The 20,395-nt window shown below is 29.6% G+C and carries 2 protein-coding genes; both read left to right on the top strand.

The window, feature by feature from the left end; all coding sequences use genetic code 4:
• The first annotated feature begins 581 nt into the window (after nucleotides 1–581).
• On the top strand, nucleotides 582–10,394 hold the full coding sequence (locus ACMZI9_RS01240; protein WP_323680123.1) for a hypothetical protein: 9,813 nt from the start codon (nucleotides 582–584) through the stop codon (nucleotides 10,392–10,394).
• 328 nt (nucleotides 10,395–10,722) lie between these two features.
• On the top strand, nucleotides 10,723–20,364 hold the full coding sequence (locus ACMZI9_RS01235; protein WP_416099076.1) for a hypothetical protein: 9,642 nt from the start codon (nucleotides 10,723–10,725) through the stop codon (nucleotides 20,362–20,364).
• Nucleotides 20,365–20,395: the final 31 nt, after the last annotated feature.

Raw genomic sequence — 20,395 nt, 5'->3', positions numbered from 1 at the left:
GTCCAAAATAAATGATTTAGATTTAGTTATGAAATACATGTCAAAATAAAATTAAACAAACAATGAATAGCACATTTAGACCATTGTTTCCAATATTTAACTAAAGATTATTTGCAAACAATATCTAAAAATAATGGCATTGTTTCAATGGAGAGAGTTAGCAACTCGCCATACAACATAGAAGCAGAATATTTATTTTCGATTTTAGAATCTGAATGTTTAAAACTAATTTATATAACCAAGATAACTTTTGATGATCTTAGCAAAATAATTAATGAGTTTATTTTTGATACATCAACGAAAGTATTCAATCAAAATCAGATTGAAAAACACCCCGACAACGTTGAGATGATATTATGTCTAATTAACCCTTCTATCCACCTTTAGTGTGTCTGTTTATTTATTTTGTTTAGAATTTTCACAAGAGGCAACAAATTCCACAAGAATTAACGTCATATCTGAAATTGATTTAATTTTCAAAAAAGTTTGAATTTTTTCATAATTCTCTTAGTAATTCTGATACAATTGACACTTATATTACATATATACATATATATATATATATAGAATAGGAGATATGTATGAAAAATAAAGCATTAAAAAGGAGCCTTTTAATTATTCCTGCATCAGTACCATTAGCAGGACTTGTTTTGACTCTTTCATCGACTACAAGCTCAACCAATGTGACAAGTAAAACTACTTCAGGCACTAATTGAACTTTTGATAAAGTTAATATTGATTTACAGGATAATCTTTGAAAGAACTATAATTCACTTCCAACTTCAAATCATAATGCCAGATATGCACCATATAGATATATAAATATTTTTAATTCAAACGGTAATCAGAATTTCAACGACACCAATGCTAATTGACAATATCGAGCAGTTGGAGATTCATGATTTAGATTATTTGATGCCTCAAATCCAGGTTTTCCAAACAACGTAAATGTTTCCGATTGAACAGGTACTAATTATGCAACAGAAAGTGGAACACTTTATTCTTGACAAGTAGATGGTTTTAGAGACAAAGGTGTAGATCATGGACCGTGATGAAATGGGAATGGATATAATCCAAGTACTGATACCAAAAGATTTAAAATAGGTTACAACTTAGTTAATAAACCATTACATGGTTCTGCAACTCAAGGTGCGCAATCAACATTCTATACAGGAGCATTTTATTTTTCAAATGATATGAAAATAGCAAGTGATATTAAAATTCACTTGTATATTAAAGTTGATGATAGAAATAATTCAAATGTTTTACAACAAAAAACTTATACTATCAAATTAAAAGAAGAAAAAAATGCTAACTTATCTGATTATGATATTTCACCTTGAATTGGAAAAGTACAAAGAGTAAATAAAGATCCTCTTCGTGCTTCTCAAGCTGGAGATACTTTAGAAGCATGATTAACTAATTATGCATACTTGCCTTATTACAAAAACACTCCAACATCATATACAAATGGGTTGAGTGCTGATTTGCTTAGTCAAAAAAGAACTTGAGACAATTATAGATCTTCAGATAAGCATAACGGAATGTATGATATTTTAGTATCTACTCCAACCAATATGTCAGATATTAGATCAAGAGGATTTCAGTTATCAAATAGCAGTGGTTCATATGTAAATTTTGGTTTATTCCAAAAAAATCTTATTAATAATGATAGACCGGCTGACATTATATATAACAATCAAGGTGGTTTATTTGTCTTCAATATAGAAATGGATAAAAAGCTTGATTATTTAGTTGCCGGAGCAGTAGCAGAAGTAGAATTTGAGCCATATAATGATGTGGCTAACGCAAGCACTACAACATTTTTTGGTAATACCGGTTCATCAACAACCAATAAATCTTTCTTTGGATCAGCTGAATATCGTCAAAAAGATGATGACGATAATCAAAGAATTGTTTCTGGATTTTGAAAAATAGCTGATAGATCTGAATCTCAACGTAAAAAATTCTATACTTTAGAACTTGTTGATTCAGAACTTGGTTCTGATCTTTATGATCCTAAGAGTGATGCATTTCCGGAAACGACTTTAAGAATTGCTGAAAATGGAAATTCAAATATTAATTATGAGATTAATAAAGATGGAATTAATAGAAACAAAAAAACAATTAGTACCAAAAGTGTTTATCAAGATACAAAAGCAGTAAATAGTAGAAATTCTTTACGTTTAACAAGTACAATTAATAGTAGAGATGCTAAAAAATGAAAAGTTAAAAACGGCAGTTCATTAACCGCTAGCCCATTACCATCAAGTAGATTTGATAGTGATGGAATTGAATTCAATCCAATTACTTATACATATACTGATCTTGAATTAGCTAAGAAATATGTTGATAATAAACAATGATTAAACAAAGGTCAAAAAGATTATTTAAAAATGGTATTAGATAATGAATCAGGATTTGAAGCAAGTAAGCAATATTCAGATAGTACTATTTTAACTAAATGAAAAGAGAAAATTGATACTCTTGATAAACAACAAGAAACAATTGAAAAAAAATATAAAGAAATTCGTGATTTCCCTCTTAGTAATGATGTTTATGATTCAACTTACAATGAAAATATAACTAACAAAATCATTTATGCTTTAGCTACAAAATCATCTAAAGATTCTTTAGATTCAATAATAAGTAGAAACATTAACAAAATTAATTTCCGTTCAACTGAATACAATACCGAAACTGGTGCAATCGATAGAACTACTTCTACAGAATATTCAATTTCTACTCCAAGTGGTGCATCATATAATAATTTAAAAACTTCAATGGATTCAGTCTACAATGCACTTAATAATTATTTAACTGCTGTAATAAATAGTGGTAAAACTGAAATTGAAAAATATTTTGCAAAATTAGCAGATTATCCAATTACTGAACAAAATTCTTCAACTTATAGTGGAAATTACAATAAAGCTAAAAACCTTATTATCAATACAATTAAAGCTCAAGTTAAAAACCTTAGTTTAAAAAGCCAACTAAATCCATTTGCTAATTTAGATGCTACAAACGAGCAAATTAAAGCAATTATTGAGTTAATTAGTAAAGTTAATAAATTAAATAAAGACAAAAATTCAGTTAAGTCACAAATTGAAATTTATAAACAATCAGAAAATGACTTTAATAATTTAGGTTCTTTTGAATTTGCAAGTTCTAAAAGTCAGATTGATTTAAAAGCTCTTGATGCATTTGATAAAAACTTAAAAAATGCTTCTGATAAAACTATTCAAAATATTTTTGAATCAACTGATATTCTTACTAAGTTTTATAATGATAATAATGACATTTTTGCTAAACAATGAATAGAAAAAGCAAAAGGTCTTGATGGTGCAATTAATGAATTTAATACCGAAATAGATAATTTTAACTATTTAGATGCAAATCAAAAAACAACTGCTAAAAATGATTTAAAAAGTGCTTTGAGTACATTCAATATTTTTTCTTATAATGAAAATACAGTCACACTTAGTGTAAATAGTGAATTTATTAAAAAAATAAACGGACAAATGGCTAGTGCTTTTGTGACTGCAAAAACAACAGCTAAAACTCAAATTTCAGCATTAAATGAATTAATAGAAACAGAACAAAATAAAGTTAAACAAGAAATAGAAAATGCCACTCTTTACAAAGACAATTATGATGCAAATCAACCATTTACTGACAAAATTTTAATAGGTTCAGACAAAAATATTAAAGCAATTGTAGAAAAATGAACTGATATTAATAATGAAAGAGGCAGAATTAAAGACTATACTGCTACTTTTGATTATCCAAATAAAAATATTGAACCTACAACTGCTGACAAAAAATTAGTTTCTCAACTAAGCATTTCTCCTGATGCCGGTGGTTTAGAAACTGAAGTTATTTCTATTAGCGGTAATAATGACACAGGAACTTTAACTGTTACTTATAGAGTAGTAAAATCAAGTGATAAAACTAATGTTTATACTCAAGATAAAACCTATGATATTACTGGTTTTGCTAATGAAGAAAATAGAGTTAATAAATTAAATGCTACTCCAGATTATAAAGATGCGAGTGAAAAACCAAATATTCAAGCTTCATCTGTTGTAAAAAGAGATAATAATACTGAAGATATTGCTTGAGTATTGCCAACAAAAACACAAATTTATGCAGATAGTGTTAGATATCTTGGTTATAACGATATAACCGGAAAAATTAAAATTGCATATAAATTACAGTCAACTGTTAATGCAAGTGCAATTTCTGATGAAAAAACTGCAGAAATTACTGGTTTTGAAACAGAATCTACTAGATTAAATAATTTAGTCAAACAAGACACAGATACTAATCAAAATACAATTCTTAACATCACTGCAGACCCTATTAAACGTGCTTCAGATTCAACTTTAAATACTGATTACACAATTGCTTTAGCAGATAATTATGGAACTACTAATCAAGTTGAATTAACTGATTTATCATCTCCTACACCAAATGATACTGATGGTTCAGTTTCATATACATATAAATTAAAAACTACAAGAACTAAAGAAGATTTAGTAACAATTACTGATGAAGCACTTGACAACAATGATATTTATAGTGATGTTTCAGCATTGCAAACAAGAACTGGCTTTTTAACTCAAGCTGAATATGAAAAAAATCAAAAAGATGCAAAGAAAAAAGCAATTGATAATCATCAATATTTAAATGATGCACAAAAAACAGCACTTAAAAATAAAATTGATCAAGCTAATCTAAATCAATTAGATCAAATTGCACAAGATGCAAGTGATTTAAATGAAGCAATGGAAGCTTACAACGATGCAACTAATAATATTGAAACAATTAAAGAAGGCACAGATTATACTCAAGCAGATAATAATAATAAGAGTGCTTTAGATAACGCAGTAAATCAACAAAAAACCGATGTTGATAAAACTAAAGGATCTAATTTATCATTAGAAGAAGTTAAAAAGAGAACTAAAGCAATTCAAGACGCAATTAGTAATTTAAATGGTGATGAAAAATTACAAGAAGCTAAAGATGAAGCGATTAGAAAAATTAATTCTGATTATTCATCATTAACTGATAAACAAAAAGAAAAAGCAATTGCTTTAATTAATGAACAAACAACAATTGATGGTGTTACTAGTCAAGATGCAGCTAATAGTGCATTAAATTCTTCAATGGAAACCTTGAACGATTACATAGCAGATCAAGATGCTGTAACAGCAGGCAATAATTATACTTATACTACTAACGCCTTAAGAGAAGCCTATGATGGAAATCCAACTAAAGATGGTAATCAAAAAGGTGGAGTGATTAAAGAAGCAGAAGATTTAGTAGCTGCTTTAAATACTGAAAATAATTCTGATTTAATGAATAAAGAAACAATTGATGCTTTAAACAAAAAAATTAAAAGCGCAATTGATGCTTTAAACGGTCAACAACGTTATGATGAAGAAGTTGCAAGATTAAATGATTTATCTCTTGCTTTAGCTAAAGTTAAAGATGCAAATCGAGCTACAGATACAGCGAGTGAAATTACAACTGATGAAATTGAATTTAACGATTCTACAATCCCTGCAGATGTTAAACCAGTTGATTTAGTTATTTCAAATCCAAATGAATTAACAGGTAAATTAGACTTAAGTTACAAATATCAATCAACTAAAGAAAATCTTGAAAATGTTAAATCAACCAAAGTTTATACATTAAATAACAATAATGCCTTAAGCACTTTAACTGAACAAGAAAGAGTGGACGCTATTTTAGCTGATTCAAACATTCCATTTACTATTAATGAAAATGATACTAACGCAATTAACAGAAATCAATTGGCAAGTGAAGTTGCTAAAGAAGCTATTAAAGCGTTTAACAACCCGGCAGACTTAAATGTTGAAGGTTATTTAAACAGCATTGAATTATCTCCAAACAATGATAATGGTACATTAGATATAAAATTCAAAATTGCTTCAACCAAAGCAATATTGAATTCAAATAATGATCCACAAAATCCAGTAGTTGTTTCAACTAACACAAGAACAATTACTTTAACAGGCTTTAAAACAACTTTACAAGTTGAAAAAGAAAAAGTTACCCAATACATTAATAACAATGTTCCTGAAGAACAAAAACAAGCTTTATTAGATGAATTAGCAAACGCTAATACTCTTGATGAAGTAGCTAAAGTTCAACTTAAAGCAGAAATTGAAAAAGCTATTGCAGATGCAACAAATAATTACCCTTATTTAAACAACAATCAATTAGATGCTTATAAAGCAGATTTAAAATCAGCTACTTCAACTGAAGCAATTCAAGCTCGTAGCACAACAGCGAACACATTAAATGCTAAAATGAAAGAATTAAGTGATGCTGTTAAAGCTGAATTAACTGCTTTAACCAATAAAGTTGTTGAAGATAATCAAAACAACGATGCTAAAACAGCTATTGTTTATACTTTAGCAGATGCTGATAAAAAACAAGATTATGATAATGCTCTATCAACAGCTCAAGAATTACTTAGTGAAACTGATGGTGCTAACTCAGAATTGAGTGCTGTTGAAACAGTATTAAGTAATTTACAAACTGCTTATAGTGAGTTAAATGGTGATCAAAACCAAAATGCATTAAACGAAAGAATTGATGCTTTAAACAATTTAACTGATGATCAAAAAGCACAATTAAAAGAAAATATTGCTAACGCCGACGCTCAAGCAGATGCTGAAACTATTGTAGAAGCAGCAGAAACATTAGATGCCAAAATTGCCGATGTTAAAGAACAATTAGACGAATTAAATGATTACAAAAACAATGATGTTTATAAATTAGATAAAGAAAATAAAGACGCTTATGATACAGCACTTAAAAATCTTCAAAATGCTTTAGATGAATTAAGCAACAAAGACTTAACTTCTGTAAGCGCTGACGATCTTAACAGTGAAGCTACTAATTTAGACGCCAAAGTAAATGAAGCAAATCAAGCTAAAGGCCTATTAGATGGTATTAGAAGCGATCTTAAAGATAAATTAAACAATTTTGATAACTTAACTCCTGACAACAAGCAAGCATTAATCAATTTAATTAATGCCGATGACAAAGAGTTAAGTGCTGAGAAAGTGGCTGATTATCTAAACCAAGCATTAAACTTAACTAAAACTAACATTAATGATGAAATAGACAAATTAACACATTTAACACAAGCAGAAAAACAAGCTTATAAAGATACCGTTAAAGAGGCTGAATTAAACACTGCAGACGGTGAAAAATATGACAAAAATATTAATGACATCTTAACCCAAGCCAAAGCTGATGATGAGGCCAAAAAAGCTTTAATTAAAGCTATTAATGACAAGCAATATTTAAACGATGCTCAAAAAGCGGCTTTAATTGACAAAGTTTATAAAACTCCATTAGCTGAACTTAATGAATTTGAAAAAGATGCTAAATCATTAGATGACGCAATGAAAACATATAGCGAAATTGCCTCTGTTGATAAAGATAGCATCAAATATAAAGAAGCATTCGAAGATAGACAAGCCGAATACAACAATCAAATTACTAATCGTGACAATGCTTTAAATAAAGTTGATGGTGCTAATTTATCATTAGACCAAGTTAATGAAGCAATCAAAAAATTAAATAAAGCAATCAACGATTTAAACGGTGAAGAAAGATTACAAAGAGCTAAAAATGAAGCGATTGCTAAAATCAATGGTGATAATCCAACTTACACTGATTTAACAGATGCTCAAAAAACAGCTTTAATTAATCAAATCAATGCTCAAACATCAATTGCCGATGTTAATACAGTTGATGCTAAGAACAAGCAAATTAACGATTTAACCAAAATGCTTAAAGACAATATTGATGGTGAAAGTGGTATTAAAGACTCAATTCATTACACAGGTTCAGAACATGATGTAAAAGGGAATTATGACGAAGCCATTGATGCAGCTAAAGAATTATTAGCTAAATTAAATCAGCCAAATTCAGATACTAATAATATTGTTGATTTAGATAGAATTAAAAACCAAAACCAAGCAGTTCATGATGCAATTGCTGCCTTAAATGGTGAACAAAACATTAAAAAACGTAGAGAAGAAGCTTTAGCTAAATTAGAAGAATTAGAACACATTAATAATTTACAAAAAGCAGGTTTAACTACTCAAATCGATAATGCAACATCACCAGAAGAAATTGACGAAATTGTTGCTAATGCAACTAATTTAAATGACCAAATGGGCTTATTGAAAGAGGAATTAGCAAATCAAGCACCAGTTAAAGACACACCTAAATACTTAAATGCTGATGAAGATCCTCGCAATAAATATGATGATTTATTAAATGAAGCTACATTTTTAGTTGACAAAGAAAATGGTGGTGCTCAACTAAGTCCAGAAGCAGTTGCTGACTTAATTAATAACATCAAAGTTGCTGAACAAGCTCTAGATGGTAATGAGAAATTTGATGAAGTAAAACAACAAATTATTGCTGATATCGATGCTTTAGAACATTTAAATGATGCTCAAAAAGCAGCTCTTAAAGAATCATTAAATGAGAAAAAATTAATTGCCGACCTTAAACAAGTTGGGGAAGATGCTAAACTTCTTGATAACGCAATGGCTGAAATTAAAGCTAAAGCTCAAGAAATAGCTAATGATTTAGCCCAAGAAGGTAATTATAAATATGTAGCAGCAACAGAAGAGCCAAAAACAAATTATGATAATGTTAAAGGCAAAGTTGATGCGTTAGTTGCTCCTAGTGGTAATAACTTAAACTTGAAAGAAGTTCAAGACTTACAAAAAGCCTTAATAGCGGCTGAAAAAGCACTTGATGGAGAAACTAACTATGATTACTTTAGAAATAAAGCAATTGAAAAAATTCAAAGCAATCCTAATTTAACAGATGAAGAAAAAACAGCCTTAATTGACCAATTAAATAATGTTGAATCTCCTAACGACAATGAAGCAATTACTAAAGAAGAATTTTTAAATAATTTAGACAAAATTGTTAATAAAACAAAATTAATTGAAACAATTAAGAATGATGACAATTTAACTCCAGAACAAAAAGCAGACTTGATTGATGACATTGTTAAAGCAGATTCAACACAAGCAAACTATGATGATGTGCTTGGTAAAATCAAAGCTAAAGAAGATGCATATAAAACATTAAATAATGACGATTCATTAACAGAAGACGATAAGGCTAAATTAAGCGAAAACATAGCCAACATCGAGCCTAATAGTCCTAAATTTAATGAAGAGTTAAACAATGAAAAAATCAAACAAGATGCTATTAAAGAAATTAGAAACGATAATAATTTACCTGAAACAACAAAGAACAATTTAGCTAATGAAATTGCTGAATTAGAAAATAAACAAGCTAAACCAGCATTAAATCACCAAATTGATAAGGTTAAAGAAAAACAAAAATTAATAGACGAAATTCAAGCTTCAAATCTACCAAATGAACAAAAAGAAGCTTTAATTAATGAAATAAATTCATTCAAAGGAAACGATGACAAAGCTCCAGTAATTCTTGACAAAATTCGTGATCAATTCAATAAATTGAAAGAAATTCAAGAAGATCCAAACTTAAGCCAAGAAGACAAAGCTCAATTAGTTGAAGATGTTTTAGCTAACGATCCAAAAGACGAAAAATACAATGAAATAGCTAAAAACATTAACAAGAAACAAGAAGCAATTGATCAAATTAGACAAAATCCAAACTTGACACAAGAACAAAAAAATTCAATTTCTCAAAACATTACAGAATTAGATGAAACAAGCGAAGAATTTACTAATAAATTAGCCAATGAAAAAGCTAGATTAGACTTAATTGATCAATTACATCAAGAAGCTAAAGACAACAAAATTTCTGATGAAACCAGAGATAAATTAATTAGCGAAACACTGGATTTAGTTAAAGATTCAAGCTTTGTAAATAACTTAAATAATGTTAAAGTTAAAGACAAATTAATTCAACAAGTTAAAGAGAGCGACGTGCTTAATGACACAACCAAAACAACATTAATCAATAACATTTTAGATAATAATGCTACAAGCACAGAATTTGATAATAAACATAATCAAATTGCTCAATTATATGTTGATGCTGAAGAATTGGCTAAAGCTAAAAATGATTTAGTAGATTTAACGAAATCTAAGAAATTTGAAAAATTATCTAAAGATAAACAAGATGCAATTAATAAAGCAATTGCCGATTCAGATGAAATTTTAAATAATCTTAACTCTTATAACAATGAAGATGTAGTTAAACAAACAACTATTGATAAAAAATTAAAAGCAACATCGCCAATCTTAATCTGACCATACTTTGTAGCTGCTTCATTTGTATCTTGATTAATTGGTATGTTAATCTTTGTATTTGGTAGAAAGAAAAAATAAGAAGTTAATTAACAATTAATAAACAATCAAAATCAATCAGTACTAGATAAAATAGTGCTGATTTTTTTGTATTTTTTTAAAAACCAAAAAATTTCACAAAAATCACTTAAAAATTTAATAAATGTGAAACTTTAAGGGTGAAAATATGTAAAAAATTACATTTTTTGTAAAAAAAAAAAAAAAGTTGCCTCAAATATGATTTTTATGCTATATATAAGTATATTTAATATGAATATTTGACTTATAAAAAAGAATAAAATAAGTGCTTTTCTAGCTTAAAAATTGATGTTTTTAGCTTCTTTAAGTATTTGTTGAAAAAGGAAATTTTATGAATTTAAAAAACAAGAAAAAATGAATTCTTTTACCATTAAGCGCAGGAGTTACAGCTCCACTTGCTTTACTTACAACAGTAAGTGCATCTGCAAATAATGAACCCCGTGAAGTGAGTTTATCACCAACAGGTAGATGAGATGAGGGTATTCAAAATTGAACAGGTAGAGAGAATATAGGAACATTCCATCCAAGTCAGACAGATTATGTATGAGAAGATTGTGATGAATATGGAACATACTATTATAAACATTGATCATGGAGTCACATAAAAGAGTTTCCTGAGTCCAAAGTAAGAGAATCTATGCAAATAGATAAAGTCGTAAATGAAGATGGTACAATTGATTGGACACTTCAGTATTTTAAACCTTTTGGTTTCGTAGAAATAGAAGGTATTGATAGTGAACAAAAAGCATATTTTGCTTTCTTTCTTACTAAAGACATACAATTAAGTTCACCTGTCGAAATTAAGAGATTCGAAAAAGATGGTTCTGATAGACTAATCACTAGTTCAGTTACGTTACAACCAGGACATGAATTATCTTCAAGTCAATTAAAACAAGTTGGTCTTGGTGGTTCTTGACATCACTATGGTACAAATGATGAACTAACTAGATCTTCACTGGCTAAAGTTGAGTGATATAACCTTCAGAATAAACCAAGCGATAGTTCTAATCATAGGGATAATCTTCTATTTTCGACATGAAATACAAACGATATTAATGATCCAGGTGGTAAATTTATTGATGGTAAGAAAACATCAATTAGAGATTTTACTTACGATTATGAATTTCAAACCGCTGGATGAGATCATTCAAAATATGAGATTAAATTTAAAACAGCACCTATTCCAGGGGCACAAAAAGGTTATTTTTCAGGAGTTATGACATCTGAAAGATCACGGCAAGATGATGGTACGTACTCTAGAGTTCTTTTAAATGGTGTTAGAAAGAAAGAAACAAAGAAATTTGAAAGATATCCTGTTATTGTAGAACAAGTGTTTGAGGACATTTATGACACTACAAATATACCTGCAACCAATTCAACATTAACAAAGACTATTACATCTCCAGTGGATTGATCATATAAAACATTCACTAAAGATGTTCAAATTCCTGCGCAAAGATTAACTCCAACATCAGGTAATGCATCTTATACAGTGAAAAATGAATATTTAATAAATGATATTATTCCTGCTAGTTTAAATGGACTTTCAAATGAGCAGAAAGCGAACTCTATTTCATTTAATCCTACTGCAATACCTGGATTTGATATTGTTTCAACAAATAAGAATGTATATAGAAAAAAACTTAATAATTCATTTCTAGAAGATGCTGTAGTAGTGCAAATTGTATACAGAAAAAAAGCCGATAAAACAAAACTTGAAGAAGAAATTAATTGTTCGAAAGGCGATTTCTTTAATCAGCATCCATATCTTGATGCAGATAATGATTTAAAAAATGCTTACAATGCAGCTTTAACAGAAGCTAAAAAAGTATTTGAAAATGCTAGTGCAAGACAACCTCAAGTTAACGCGGCATATCAAAGTTTAAATCAAGCAAGATTGAAATTAAATGGAAAGATAAACTTCGATAATTTCAAAGAGAAAGCTAGAAAAGTCCTTTTTGAAAGTAATCCTACTTGAGAAGAAGATGGAACTACTGTATCATTAATACCTCTAAATAAATTATTGACACTTCAAAGAGATAAAGCTTGAAATTTAATTAGTAATGCAAAAAGTATTTCAGATGCTACTCCTATTCGAACTTGAGCAGAAGAGCTTAATGATTTAAGAAAAGAATTAGAGCTATCTAAGGATATTAAAGAAAACCAAGATAATAATAATCATAGTAATTACACAGAAGCTACAACAGGTGCAAAAGAACCGAGTGATAATAAAAAAGATAATTTTGATAAAGCGATCAAAGTTGCTGAAAACTTAAAAGATATTTCAACCTACTCATCAGAATCTATTAATACAATTAAATCTGCTAAAGATGCATTAGTAAAAACTCGTAAAGCACTTAACGGATTTGATAATGTGAATGCTGCTAAAGCTGCTGCTCAACAAACTATTAATTCACTTCCAAACTTGAGTGGAACAGAAAAAAATAATGCTAATAATCAAGTTGAAAGTCAATCTACAATTGCTGGCGTTAATGATAAATTATTTGAAGCACAAAAACTTGATGCTAAAAATAAAATTCATCAATTAAGTAACTTGACAAATACTCAAAGAGATGCTGCTAAACGTTTAATTGACTCAAAATCATCTAAAGATCAAATTGATGCCATTGTTAATAATGCAACATCTGTCAATAATGAAGTTCCAAAACTTACTGCTGCTAAAGCAATTGAAACAAATAATGAAATAAGATATACAGAAGCATCACCGACTCCAAATAAATCAAACTTTGATAATGCTATTTCAGCATTAAATGATTTAACTACATATACAGACTTTGATACAGCATATCCAAACTTACAAACTAGGTTAACTGATTTATCGAATGCAACAGATAATCTTAATGGAGTTACAAATTTAAACACAGCTAAAACAAATGCTATTGCTGCAGTTAAAGGTTTAAATTTAAGTGACACACAAAAAGATGAAGCTGAAAAACAAATTAATCAACAAACAACAATTAATTCAGTTAATGCAGTGAAAACAAATGTTGAAGGTTTATCAAATGCTAGAGCTAAATATGATGAAGCTCTTGCAGAAAAAGCTAAACCAAACTATATTGAAGCAACACCGAATCCAAATAAATCAAACTTGGATAATGCATTTGAAGCTCTTAATGGAGTAAAAGATAATACAAACTTTACTACTCCAATTAGTGATTTAAGCACTTTAGTTTCAAATATGACTAGTGCTATTCGTGATTTAAATGGAAATACAAATTTATCTACATCTAAATCAAACGCTTTAATTGAAATTGGCAAATTGACTTTCTTATCACCATCTCAAACACAACTTGCTAAAAGTCAAGTAAATGAGGCAGATACAAACTCAAGCGCTAAAGTTGATGAAATTGTTTCAAATGCAAGAAAATTAAATGCTGCACGTGAACAATTACAAATTGCTAATAACAATCATCTTAATCAACCTAACCATACAGAAGCCTCAACAACACCAAAAAATAAAAAAGTTGCTTTTGAATCAGCAAGAAATGCTGTTGATGCTATAAAAGATACAAGCGACTTTAAAACTGCTATTCCAAATATTGATAGCTTAACTACTGATTTACAAAATGCTATTAGAAATCTAGATGGAACTACAAACTTAAATAATGCAAAAACAGCTGCTAAAAATACTATTGATGGATTTAGCTCTGACACGTGAACTACAACACAAAAACAAACTGCTAAAAATGAAATTGATTCACAAAATACAATTGCTAGTGTTAATGATAAATTATTAGAAGCACAAAAACAATATGCTTTTGATCAAATTGATAATTTAACAAACTTATCAAAAGAGCAAAAACTTAAAGCAAAAGAATTAATTAGTTCAAAATCAACAAATGAAGAATTTAAAGATTTAGTAGCAGCATATAAATTAGTCAATAGTGCTCTTGCTATTCTTAATGATGCTAAAACAGCAAAGAATTCACCTAAATATACAGAAGCTTCAACAACACCAACAAACCTAAAAACAGCTTTTGATACATCATTAGGTAAAATAAATGCTTACAACTTAGAAACAGAGACAAACTTTGAATCACTTGTAAACAAAACAACACAAAGTCAATTTAATGCAGCTGCAATTGACCTTAAGAGAAAAACAACTGCTCTTGATGGGGATACAAACTTAGCAAAAGCTAAAGAGAATGCTATCAGAGATATCCAGTCATATACTAAATTAGATGAACAATCACAAAGAAATCTTGCAATAGCTACTGTAGAAAAAGAAGCAACAAACACAATTGCTAAAGTACAATCAATTAAAGCTAATGCTGAAAAACTTAATGCTGCTTTAGCTGCATTAGAAACTGCAAATGCTCAATGACAAACACCAAACCATTTACAAGCAGATACAGACATAAAAAAAGCATATGAAACTGCCAGAGGAAAAGTAGATGCAATTAAATCACAAAATAATTTCGAATATGAAACACCAAATATCCAAACATTAACAAGTGATTTAAATACTAAAACAGCTGCTCTTAACGGAAATGATAGATTAACAAAAGCTAAAGAAGCTGCTATTGCTAAAATCAATAATGCTGCTCAAACACCTCATTTATTAGAGGTTCAAAAAACAAAAGCTATTGAAGCTATTAATAATGCACAAACTTTCGCATTAATAGATTCTATTTCAGCAAATGTAAGAGATTTAAATAATGCTATTGGTCAGCTTAAGAATAATGAAGCTGTTAAACAAACAGATGATTACAAACAATCTGAAGACGATCCACAAAGAAACTTTGATTCAGTTGTTGGAGAATTAGAATCTTGAAAATCAGTAACAGAGTTTACACAACCAACTCCTAACTTATCTACAGATTTACAAAGATTAAAAACTACAAGAGAAGCTCTTAATGGAGATGAAAGATTACAAACTGCAAGACAAGAAGCGCTTGCTGCTATTGATGCTGCATCACACTTAACTGAAGAACAAATTACAGCTGCAAGAAATGCTGTTAATGGTTCAAATGTAGTTGCAACAATTGATGCTATTAAAGCAAATGTAAAAAATCTTGACGCTGCTAAAGCTCAATTAAAAAGAGCATTAGAAGCAGAAAAAACCGCAAACTATAAACAAGCTTCAGATGATAAAAAGCAATCATTTATTAATGCTAAAAATGCAGTTAACAACATTAAAGATCAAACAGACTTTACTCAACCAGTTAATGCTCAATTAGCTAAAAACTTAGAAAATGCTATTGCAAGTCTTAATGGTCAAGGTAGATTAACCACAGCTCAAATAGCAGCTAAAACCGCTATTGAAGGAATGTCTAATTTATCAGATGCTCAAAAAACAGCTGCTAAAGCCGCTGTTCAAGCTGCAGATAATCTTGGCTCAATCGAATCAATTAAAAACAATGCATCTAAATTAAATGATGCTTTAGGTGTTTTAAAAGAGGCTGTCGCAACAGAAACTACACCAAACTACACACAAGCTTCAAATCAACAAGCATTTGATGATGCTAAAAAAGCAGTTGCTGCATATAGCAATCACACTGACTTTAACAATCCAATTTCAAATATTGATAATTTAAAACAAGCATTAACTAATGCTAAAGGTGCTCTTGATGGAGAAGAAAGACTTAGAACTGAAAGAGCAAAAGCTAAATCTATTATTGATAATTTACAAAACATAACATCAACTCAAGTAACAGCTGCCAACAATTTAGTTGCAAATTCAAATGATTTAGAACAAATAAAAGGTATTGCTAAAAATGCTCAAGATATTGATTCTGCTTTAGCACAAGCTAAAGAAGATGCTAAAGTTAAACAACAAGTTAAATATACAGAAGCAAAAGGAAGTTTACAAACTGCATTTGACAATGCGCTTGATAAAGTTACTGACTTAAAACAAAAAGTTGACTTCCAAAATGCAGACGAACAGTTAAAAACTAAATTAACAAACTTAACTAATGCTAAAAATGCTCTTAATGGAGAAACAGAACTTCAAAGTAAAAAAGATGCTGCTAAAGCTCAAATTGATAAGTTATCTCCATTAGATGAACAAATCAAAAACAAAATTAAAGATCAAATTCAAAAAGCTGCAAATTCACAAGTTGTAGAAAGCATTAAAAATAATGCTAATGACTTAAAAGAATTAGCACAAAAACTTGAAGAAGCTAAAGAAATTATTAATTCTCCAAAATACACACAATCAACACCTGAGGAGCAACAACAATTCAATGACGCTAAAAAAGCGATTGAAAATGCTATTGCTGCAAAATCAGATGGAACACAACAAGTTGATAATAAACAAGAATTAATTAATAATTTAAATAACGCAAAAGATGGTTTATCTGGAGCAAACAAATTAAAAGATGCTCAAGATGCTGCTCTTAGAGAAATTGAAAACTTACAATACTTATCAAAAACTCAAAAAGATAAAGCAAAACAATTAGTAAATGCTGCTACAACAGTTCAAGAAGCAAAAGACATTGCTACAAACGCAACAAATGTCAATGCTGCTATCGAACAAATTCAAAGATTTAATGACGTTAAATCAAAACCACAATTCACAGAAGCATCAACAACACCTACAGATAAAAAACAAGCTGCTCAAACAGCGTTTGATAACTTATCAGATGTTGAAACAGTAACAGACTTTACAACAAGTCCTATTGCTGACATCGCAGAGAAAACAGAAGCTCTTAAAAACGCAATCAACTCACTTGATGGTCAACAAAACTTAGATGACGCAAAAGTCGCTGCTAAAGCTAAAATCGAAGGATTACAACACTTATCAGAAACTCAAAAAGATAAAGCAAAACAATTAGTAAATGCTGCTATAACAGTTCAAGAAGCAAAAGACATTGCAACAAACGCAACAAACGTTGATGTTGCTATCGAACAAGTTCAAAGATTTAATGATGTTAAATCAAAACCACAATTTACAGAAGCTGATTCAGATAAAAAACAAGCTGCTCAAACAGCGTTTGATAAATTACCAGGTGTTGAATCAATTATGGACTTTAGAACAAGTCAAATTGATCAAATTACAAACAAAACAGAAGAACTTAAAAACGCAATTGATTCACTCGATGGTCAGCGAAACTTAGATGCTGCAAAAGTCGCTGCTAAAGCTGAAATAGAAGGATTAGTAAACTTATCAGATACACAAAAACAAGCTGCTAAAGTTGAAGTTGAGAAAAAACAAACAATTGCCGATGTTCAAGCAACTCTTGAAAATGCTAAAAAGTTAAATGTTGCTAAAGGAGCATTAAACGCAGCAAATGAAGTTGAAAAAACAAAAGCATACATTGATGCTTCAAAAACTGCTAAAGATGCATTTAATGATGCAAAAGACAAAGTTAATGCAATTAAAGATGTTGAAGACTTCTCACAACCTATTGCAAACATCGACACATTAACATCTAACTTAAATAATTCAATCAGCAACTTAGATGGAGCTAGAAACTTAAAAGAAGCTCAGGATGATGCTATTGCTAAGATTGATGCTTTAGTAAACTTAACAACAGATCAAAAAGTCGCTGCTAAGGATGCAATCAGAAACGCTACAACTAAAGATCAAGTAGCTAACGTGCTTTCAAATGCTCAAAAAGTTGATAAAGCTATCGCTAAATCAAATGAAGCTGCTGATAAACAAAACACACCAGCTTATGTAGAAGCTTCAGATGAACCAAAAGAAAACTTTAACAAAGCTAAAGAAGCACTTGATGCAATCAAGAACACAACAAACTTTGAAGTATTAAGTAATGATCCTGATGCACTTATTAGTGCTTTAGATGCTAAATCTGAATTGCTTGATGGTTTAGCTAACTTAGCGACAGCAAAAGAAGAAGCTAAGAAAACAGTTGATGGAATTGAAGGATTATCTCAAGGTAAAAAAGATTTAATTAAAGCTGCTATTGAAGATGAATCAACAAATTCAAGACAATTAATTGATCAAATCCTTGATAATGCTGCTAAATTAAAAGAATTAGTTGATGCATTAGATGATGCTAAATCAAAACAAACAACTCCTGATTACACAGAAGCTGATAAAGATAGACAAACTGCATTTGCTAATGCTAAAGACGCTATCAAAGATGCTATTGCAAGCTTTACAGATCCAAAGCAACCAATTGCTAACGCAGATAACTTATTATCAGATATGACATTAGCAACTGGAAAATTAAATGGAGATCATAAATTAGCTACAGCTAAAACTGAAGCAATTAAAGAAATTGATAAATTAACCAACTTATCAAAAACTCAAAAAGATGCCGCTAAAGATTCAATTAAATCTGAAGACACGAACACACTTGCAAAAGTACAAGACATTATTAATAATGCAAAATTATTAAACAATGCATTAGCTACACTTAAATCAGCTAACGAAAAATTAGATAAAGTGGATTACACACAAGCTTCAGATGCTGCTAAAGATGCATTTGATAAAGCTAAAGACGCTGTAAATGCAATCAAAGATACAATGAACTTTGAAAACAAAGTACAAGACATTGAATTATTAACAAGCAAATTAGCAAATGCTATTAGTAACCTTGATGGTAAAGATAGATTAGCTAAAGCTAAAGAAAAAGCTAATAAAGATATTGATGCATTACAAAACATCTCAGAAACACAAAAAGATGCTGCTAAAGCTAAAGTTGAAAAACAAAACACAATTGACAATGTAAATAACATTGTTTCAAATACAGAAGCAGTTGATGCTGCTCTAGGAACAATTAAAGACATTGCTCCAGTTAAAGAAAAAGCTCAATTCAAAGAAGCTGATGCAGACAAACAAAATGCATTAACTACAGCATTAGATAATTTAAATTCATTAGAAAGTAAAGAAGACTTCGAGAACGCTGTAGAAAACTTACAATATAAAGTGCAAACTCTTAAAGATGCTCACAAAGCATTGAATGGAGATTCAAACTTAACAAAAGCACAAGCAGATGCTATTGATGCTATTGATAAGTTAAGTTACTTATCAGAAGCGCAAAAAGATACTGCTAAAGCTGATATTAATGCTAAAGAAGCTATTGTAGATGTAAATAACATTGTAAACAATGCTACTTTAATGAATAATGCTTTAGAAGCTCTAGATAAAGCTTCTAAAGCACAAAAAACACTTGCTTACACAGAAGCTTCAGACCAACCAAAAGCTAACTTTGATGCGGCTAAAGCTAATGTAGAAGCAATTAAAGATATTACTAACTTTAATCAGTCAGTAGATAATATCGTTGATTTAACAAATAAATTAAACAATGCAACTGCTGCTCTTGATGGAAGTGCAAGCTTAGACGCTGCTAAAGAAGAAGCTCTTAAAGAAGTTGCTAAACTTTTATACTTATCAGATGAACCAAATTCATCAGATTCAGAAAAATCCAAAGCTTCTGAAGCTATTAAAAACGCTACAGATGCTGAATCATTAGAAAAAGCTATTGAAGATGCTAAAGCTTTAAACAAAGCTAACTACGATAAAAAAGTAGATGAATTAAATGATTTAACAAACCAATACTTACAAAGCACATATGGAACAGATGCTTCAAACAAACATAGGGAAAATGTTGTTAAAGCAATTAATGAATTTAATTCAAAAGCATTCTCAGATGCAAATGGAGAAGCTGCTATTGCTAAAGCTCAAAACTTACTTGATTTAGTTGATTCAATCACAACAAACAAATCAAGAAATAATTTTGAAGCATTAGCTGACGCTTCAGACCTTGCTAATATCGATACTTTAGCAAACGCTGTAATTAAACACAATTACTTTGAAACATCTACAAAAACTAAGAATAAACTTAACTCAACAGACGTTAAGAACATTAAACAATTAGTTTCTAAGGCTGGAGATATTCAAGGATTAAACGTGCTTACAACAGCTATTAATAAAGCATTAAAAGACAACTCACCAATGGTGGTTTGACTATACTTTATAGCAGCTTCAGTTGCAACTTGATTAATTGGTATGTTAATCTTTGTATTCGGTAGAAAGAAATAAGAAGTTAATAAACAATCAAAATCAATCAGTA

The sequence above is a fragment of the Mycoplasma sp. 4079 genome, from assembly GCF_047785185.1.
Classification (GTDB): domain Bacteria; phylum Bacillota_I; class Bacilli_A; order Mycoplasmatales; family Metamycoplasmataceae; genus Mycoplasmopsis.
Note: the sequence above shows the minus strand (reverse complement) of the source record. Positions and strands in the feature narration are given on the sequence as shown.